The organism is Aeromonas australiensis (assembly GCF_000819725.1).
GTDB classification, from domain to species: Bacteria; Pseudomonadota; Gammaproteobacteria; order Enterobacterales; family Aeromonadaceae; genus Aeromonas; species Aeromonas australiensis.
The window spans coordinates 89,541-95,627 of sequence record NZ_CDDH01000046.1 but is presented as its reverse complement, the minus strand read 5'-3'; the positions used below and the strand labels follow the sequence as shown (position 1 = coordinate 95,627).

The 6,087-nt window shown below is 57.4% G+C and carries 7 protein-coding genes; 4 read left to right on the top strand and 3 right to left on the bottom strand.

The genetic code is table 11. The annotated features are described in order from the left end of the window. The coding region (locus BN1117_RS07120; protein WP_040096064.1) for an aldehyde dehydrogenase family protein at positions 1–1,094 on the bottom strand (1,094 nt) is incomplete at its 3' end. A gap of 413 nt (positions 1,095–1,507) precedes the next feature. Here BN1117_RS07120 and puuR point away from each other — a divergent pair. Both puuR and BN1117_RS07110 read left to right on the top strand, forming a co-directional pair. Then, complete coding sequence (gene puuR, locus BN1117_RS07115) at positions 1,508–2,110, top strand: HTH-type transcriptional regulator PuuR (RefSeq protein ID WP_040096055.1); 603 nt, start codon at positions 1,508–1,510, stop codon at positions 2,108–2,110. A gap of 45 nt (positions 2,111–2,155) precedes the next feature. Then, positions 2,156–3,433: an NAD(P)/FAD-dependent oxidoreductase gene (locus tag BN1117_RS07110; RefSeq protein ID WP_040096050.1), complete on the top strand. Its 1,278-nt coding sequence runs from the start codon at positions 2,156–2,158 to the stop codon at positions 3,431–3,433. 124 nt (positions 3,434–3,557) lie between these two features. Here the strand turns inward: BN1117_RS07110 and BN1117_RS07105 are convergent, their stop codons facing one another. Beyond that, positions 3,558–4,607: a helix-turn-helix domain-containing protein gene (locus BN1117_RS07105; RefSeq protein ID WP_040096049.1), complete on the bottom strand. Its 1,050-nt coding sequence runs from the start codon at positions 4,605–4,607 to the stop codon at positions 3,558–3,560. Between the two features lie 153 nt (positions 4,608–4,760). Here BN1117_RS07105 and BN1117_RS07100 point away from each other — a divergent pair, with 153 nt between their 5' ends. Beyond that, positions 4,761–5,135, top strand: coding sequence for a DUF805 domain-containing protein (locus BN1117_RS07100; protein WP_342027634.1), 375 nt, complete (start codon positions 4,761–4,763; stop codon positions 5,133–5,135). Continuing rightward, positions 5,132–5,614 carry a hypothetical protein gene (locus BN1117_RS07095; RefSeq protein ID WP_040096044.1) on the top strand — a complete coding sequence of 161 codons (483 nt, stop codon included), beginning with the start codon at positions 5,132–5,134 and terminating at the stop codon, positions 5,612–5,614. The genes BN1117_RS07100 and BN1117_RS07095 overlap by 4 nt, the downstream gene beginning before the upstream one ends. 145 nt (positions 5,615–5,759) lie before the next feature. On the opposite strand, the gene BN1117_RS07090 is transcribed toward BN1117_RS07095, so the two are convergent. Then, the gene (locus tag BN1117_RS07090; protein ID WP_005338226.1) at positions 5,760–6,008 is read right to left on the bottom strand and encodes a DUF3297 family protein; all 249 of its coding nucleotides are present in this window, start codon (positions 6,006–6,008) and stop codon (positions 5,760–5,762) included. Between the last annotated feature and the right edge of the window lie 79 nt (positions 6,009–6,087).

Below are 6,087 nucleotides of genomic sequence, written 5' to 3'. Positions count from 1 at the left end.
GGGTGGGCTTCGCCCCCCAGCAGTACTTCGGCACCGGCGGCGACCGATTGTTGCACCAGCTCGGCCACCTTGCTGGCGGCGGCGGGGTTGATGAGCGGGCCGATTTGGGTGCCCTCCGCCATGCCATCTCCCACCTTGAAGGCGCTGACGGCGGCAGTCAGCTTCTCGGCGAAGGCGTCATAGACGCTGGCCTGCACCAGTATCCGGTTGGCGCAGACGCAGGTTTGCCCGGCGTTGCGGTATTTGGAGGCGAGTGCCCCGGCCACCGCGGCGTCGAGGTCGGCGTCGTCAAAGACGATAAAGGGGGCGTTGCCACCCAGCTCCAGCGACAGCTTCTTCATGGTGTCGGCGCACTGGCGCATAAGCAGCTTGCCGATGCGGGTCGAACCGGTGAAGGAGAGCTTGCGCACCACCGGATTGCTGCACAGCTCGTTGCCTACCGCGCTCGCCTGATGACTGGTGACGATATTGATGACCCCGGCGGGGATGCCCGCCTGCTCGGCAAGCAGCGCCAGCGCCAGCGCGCAGAGCGGGGTCTCGGCGGCGGGCTTGATGACGATGGTGCAACCGGCGGCCAGCGCCGGGCCCGCCTTGCGGGTGATCATGGCTATCGGGAAATTCCACGGCGTGATGGCGGCGACCACCCCGACCGGCTGCTTGATGGTGGCCAACCGGCGATCGCCGCTAAAGCCCGGGATGGTGCGGCCATAGGCGCGCTTGCCCTCCTCGGCGAACCACTGGATAAAGCTGGCGCCGTAAGCCACCTCGCCTTTTGCTTCTGCCAGCGGCTTGCCCTGCTCGCAGGTCATGATGCGGGCCAGCTCGTCGCTGTGGGCAGTGATGGCGGCAAACCAGGCGTAGAGCTTGTTGCTGCGCTCCTTGGCGGTCAGCGCCGCCCAGGCGGGTTGCGCCGCGTGGGCGGCCGCGATGGCGCGGCGGGTATCCTCGGCATCCATGTTGGGCACCTGGGTAATGACGGCCCCGCTGGCGGGGTTGGTCACCTCGAAGGATCGGCCGCTGGCGGCCTCGCACCACTGTCCATCTATATAGGCGCGGGATGTGATCAAGCTGGAGTGGGATGTTGTTCCTGACATGAGAAGCCTCGAATGTGGGTCAGAGCAGCTGGTTGCCGGAGTGAGCCGACCCTTCCTGCGCCGCTGCCGTATAAAATAATAAGCACAGGAAGACCATAATTTGAGCTGAAATGTTTTTCAAGTGTTAAATATATTTGAATTGCTGGGGGGCGCCATGCTAGAAAATGGGCTGTATAGCGCGCTTTCTCCGGTTCGCTTGCAGGCTGCAAGTGGGCAGACGGCCGGTGAATGGTAAATCAGGTGTGCAAAATAATGAACGGTTGTGCTGTGTAACATAGTGAACGGCAAGGGAAAGCTGGTTGGCTATTTTAACCAGCAGGGTAAACAGGCAGCGCCTGATCCGATGCGATCACGGGCAAGCAGGAGAGGCTGATGATGCAAGGATGCAGACATGGCGCAGCAGGGGGCCTTTCATGAGCGGGCCACAGAGCCGGGAGGGCGTGGCTCGACCGTTGAGTGGGGCTGACACCGGGGCGCGCACCATGGGGGAACGGCTGGCGGCGGTACGCCATCAGCTGGGGCTCTCCCAGCGGCGAGCGGCCGAGTTGAGTGGCCTGACTCATGGCGCCATCTGCATGATCGAGCAGGACAAGGTGAGCCCCTCTGTGGCCTCCCTGCAAAAGCTGCTCACCATCTATGGCCTGCCGCTGTCGCGCTTTTTCGCCGAGGAGGAGAGCCGCACTCCGGAGGTGGTGATCAAGGCGGATCAGCTTATCGAGCTGGGCAGTCAGGGGGTCTCTCTCAAGCTGGTGCACAACGGCAACAACCGCCGCCAGCTCGGCTTTATGCTGGAGACCTATCCCCCCGGCACCGATACCGGCGGTCAGGTGACCCATCTGGGGGAGGAGGTCGGCACCGTGCTGGAGGGGTCGGTGATCCTGACGGTGGCGGGCCAGAGTTATCAGCTGGAGGCGGGCGACAGCTATGTGATCGACACCGGCGAGCCCCACAGTTTCAGCAATCCGTCGGGGCAGACCTGTCGCATCGTCAGCGCCCACACCCCGGCGAGCTTTTAATCTAGGCAGTAGTTTGGCAACCGAACCGGTAAGGAAACAGGGATCATGACCGAACATGTAAACAGTTACTACGCAGCCAGCGCGAATAAACACGCGCCCTATCCGACATTGACCGAGCAGCTGGAGTGCGATGTCTGCGTCATCGGGGCGGGCTATACCGGCCTCTCCAGCGCCCTGCATCTGGTGGAGAAGGGCTACAAGGTGGTGGTGCTGGAAGCTGCCCGGGTCGGCTTTGGCGCCAGCGGCCGCAACGGCGGCCAGATCGTCAACTCCTACAGCCGCGACATTGACACCATAGAAGCGAACTGCCCGCCGGATCAGGCCAGGCTGCTCGGCTCCATGTTGTTTGAGGGGGGCCAGATCATCCGCGAGCGGATCAAGCGCTACAACATCCAGTGCGATCTGCAGGAGGGGGGGGTCTTTGCCGCCGAGACCGAAAAACAGTTCCACGAGCTCAAATCTCAATACGCCCGCTGGCAGAAGTGGGGCAACGACCAGCTGGAGCTGCTCGATGCCAAGGGGGTGCGCGAGGTGGTCGCGAGCGATCGCTACGTCGGCGCCCTGCTCGACAAGAGCGGCGGCCATATTCACCCCCTCAATCTGGCGCTGGGGGAGGCGGAAGCCATCCGCATCCAGGGGGGGCAGATCTTCGAGCAGTCCGCCGTCACCAGCATCACCCCGGGGCAGCCGGCACTGGTCAAGACCGCCAAGGGGGCGGTGAAGGCGCGCTTTGTGGTGGTGGCGGGCAACGCCTACCTCGGTAATCTGGTGCCGGAACTGGCCAGCAAGAGCATGCCCTGTGGCACCCAGGTGATCGCCACCGAAGTGCTGGGGGAGGAGCGGGCCCGTTCACTGCTGCCGCAGAACTACTGTCTGGAGGATTGCAACTACCTGCTCGACTACTACCGTACCTCCGGCGATCACCGGCTGCTCTATGGCGGCGGCGTGGTCTATGGGGCGCGGGATCCGGCGGATATCGAGCGGCTGATCATCCCCAAGATGCTCAAGACCTTCCCGCAGCTGGCCGACGTCAAGGTGGAGTACACCTGGACCGGCAACTTCCTGCTCACCCTGTCGCGGCTGCCGCAGTTTGGTCGCATCGGCCCCAACATCTACTACATGCAGGGCTACAGCGGCCACGGCGTCACCTGTACCCATCTGGCGGGCAAGCTGCTCTCCGAGGTGCTGAGCGGTCAGGCGGAGCGCTTCGATGCCTTTGCCAAACTGCCGCACTACCCCTTCCCGGGTGGTCGGTTGTTCCGCATCCCCTTCACCGCCGCGGGCGCCGCCTGGTACACCCTGCGCGACCGCTTGGGGGTATAAGAGCTGCCCAGCGAGAAATGTGGGCTGGTGGTTGCCGCTTAGATAACGCTGACGCCAGCACCAATACCGGAAACAATAAGGCCACCGCGAGGGTGGCCTTATTGTTAGCTACAGGTTGAGAGATTCAAGTCTGAGTTATGTCACAGCCTTGTTGTTTGCGAAAGGCACTGGGAGTCATCCCGGTAATGCGAGAAAACTCGCGATTAAAATTGGATTTGGTCTGAAAACCTGAGCTCATCATAATCTGGGTAATACTCTCGTCACTGCTCAGCAAGGCGCGCTTGGCATGTTCAATACGATAGTCGTTGATGACTCGGGAGATATTTCTATGGTGTACCTGATTGATGGCGATCGAAATTTGCTTGGCTGGAATGCAGAGCTTTCTGGAAAGGGTGGCTAGCGTTAACTCTGGGTCAAGATAAGATGATTTTTCCTGCATCAATCTATCCAGCGAGGTGGCAATTTCATTGGCTCGTATTTCCGTCATCAGAGGTTCATTTTTCGCCTCGTCATCTAACTCTGATTGCATTTCGCTTGTATGAGTATCCATTACCGGAGTATTAACACCCACAGTGGCAACTGCCAACGCTAGTACTGGTAATAGGAACAGGTGACCCAGCGTGAGAATATATCGTGAGTTCTGCCCTTGCGTTATCGCAAAGTCGATAGAAATGGCGCCATCTATGAGTGCTGAAAAAAGCAACATCCAGCCCGCAATATTTTCTGCTCGTTTAACCCCTTCCCAGTGACTGAAAGAGACATAAAGCAACAGCGGTGCTTGCGCGGCGTAACGTACCAGTGCAACGCCATAAAAGAGATAAGTAGCAGTCAGGATAATATCCAGTGGCAACATCAGCATGGAGTGGGTCGCCACACCGATAATGACGGTGATCGGGGCTATTGCATGTATATAAGAAGATTTTCCGGGTTCGCCACTCGCTCGGGTAAAGGCATACCAGGCGGCAACCGGTATGAGCGAGGCAAGTATTGGTTGGAGCAGAGCAAAGAGCGCAATATTGAATGTCCAGCGCAATCCGACCAGCCCCACTGTCACGGCACAAAGCATCAGGAAAAGAGATGCCATTCTGGCTTGTTCTGCCAGCCGAACATGAAGGGTTACCGCCAGTAATCCCAGCAAGAATGAGACAAAAAACGGTACTGGAATGGCGAGCATCATTGCTCCTGAGTTGGTCGCAGTCATCTACTGAAGATATCGAGCCAGCATAGCGTTTTTGCTGCCCGGCAAGAAGAGCCCCATGGACAAAGACAGGTTGCAGTCCGTCCTTGAACCGGTTTTAGGACGTATTGATTGTGGTTAGTCAGCAACATGAGTTACCCCAATCACATGGAAGGTAATCACATGTTTTTTTTCTATCTACTTGCGTGGCGACGTGCATTTGACTGTAGCGGTTGCTCTACGAGGCAGGAGTTCTGGCTATTTATGCTGCTGCATGTGCTGATAACGCTAAGTCTTATCTGGTTTGATATCGCCCTGAACGGTGTTGGCTGGTTTGATGCGCTATATGAGGTGGCGAGCATCATCCCCATGATCGCGATCATCATTCGGCGCTTGCATGATATCGGTCGCTCTGGCTGGTGGGGCTGGGTATTTTTTATCCCTTTGGCGGGCCCATTTATACTTGTTTATTTGCTATCCAGATCAGGGAAGTTATCAGATTATTCAGAGGAGATGACATCATGAAATATTCCCTTTTTCTGCTGATATTTTTTGGATCAATGCTCTCTGCAGAGACCATGAATCCTCACGCTTTGCCAACCGGTGCGATGGGTATATTACAGGTGGATCGTCTGACTCAAGGTGAGCTGCTGTGGTTGCAGGGGCGGGTAGGGGAAGGCGTTTATACAACGACTAATCAGGCAGGCCAGCACTGCTCAATCAAAGTGCCTGTTGCTGTGGGGCAGATAGAGAAGAGTGGTTTGGGGATCGATACTGTCACCGGGTTAACTATTATTGTGATGAGTCCAACGTTAAGCACGGCACTGATCAACGGCGAGCGAGTCAGAAGTGATGAATGGCGATTTTCTGCACAGAGAGATAATCGTTCAGTTGATGGGTATATTACCGAGGGGATTAAAGAGAGTGAGGGGTTTGTACTCAATTCTAAACGGCGCTGGATCTCATGGTTTCTGGAAGATAAAGCAGAATTGCAATGCCAATGAGAAGGTTCTTATCCAGCGTCTGCTTATTGGGGGAAATCGGCGCTGAATCAGCGATTTCTTGCCTCTCTACATGTTGGTTTAACGATGCAAACAACAAGGCCACCGCGAGGGTGGCCTTGTTATTTATCAAGCAGCAGCGCGCTGATTAGCTATAGAAGGCTTCAACGGTGCCTTTGAGCTTGATCAGGATGGGCTGACCACGGCGATCCAGCGCTTTGGGGGAGGGGATCTTCACCCAACCTTCGCTGATGCAGTACTCCTCGACATCGGTGCGCTCTTTGCCGTTCAGGCGAATACCGATCGGGTGCTCGAAGCAGGCGGCCACATAGTGAGGGCTGCGGGGATTGCAGGAGAGGTGATCCGGCAGAGCCGGTTTGGTGCTGGTATCGCTCATCGATATAACCCGAAATGAATAAAAAGTGGGTCATTGTAGAGAATGCTGTCATGGCATTCAAGGCGGCCACAAAACAGGC

What these genes read in the sequence shown, in the direction of transcription:
- puuR (WP_040096055.1), top strand. Translation starts at nt 1,508, where the DNA reads ATGAGCGGGCCACAGAGCCGGGAGGGCGTGGCTCGACCGTTGAGTGGG.
- BN1117_RS07110 (WP_040096050.1), top strand. Translation starts at nt 2,156, where the DNA reads ATGACCGAACATGTAAACAGTTACTACGCAGCCAGCGCGAATAAACAC.
- BN1117_RS07105 (WP_040096049.1), bottom strand. Translation starts at nt 4,607, where the DNA reads ATGCTCGCCATTCCAGTACCGTTTTTTGTCTCATTCTTGCTGGGATTA.
- BN1117_RS07095 (WP_040096044.1), top strand. Translation starts at nt 5,132, where the DNA reads ATGAAATATTCCCTTTTTCTGCTGATATTTTTTGGATCAATGCTCTCT.
- BN1117_RS07100 (WP_342027634.1), top strand. Translation starts at nt 4,761, where the DNA reads ATGAGTTACCCCAATCACATGGAAGGTAATCACATGTTTTTTTTCTAT.
- BN1117_RS07090 (WP_005338226.1), bottom strand. Translation starts at nt 6,008, where the DNA reads ATGAGCGATACCAGCACCAAACCGGCTCTGCCGGATCACCTCTCCTGC.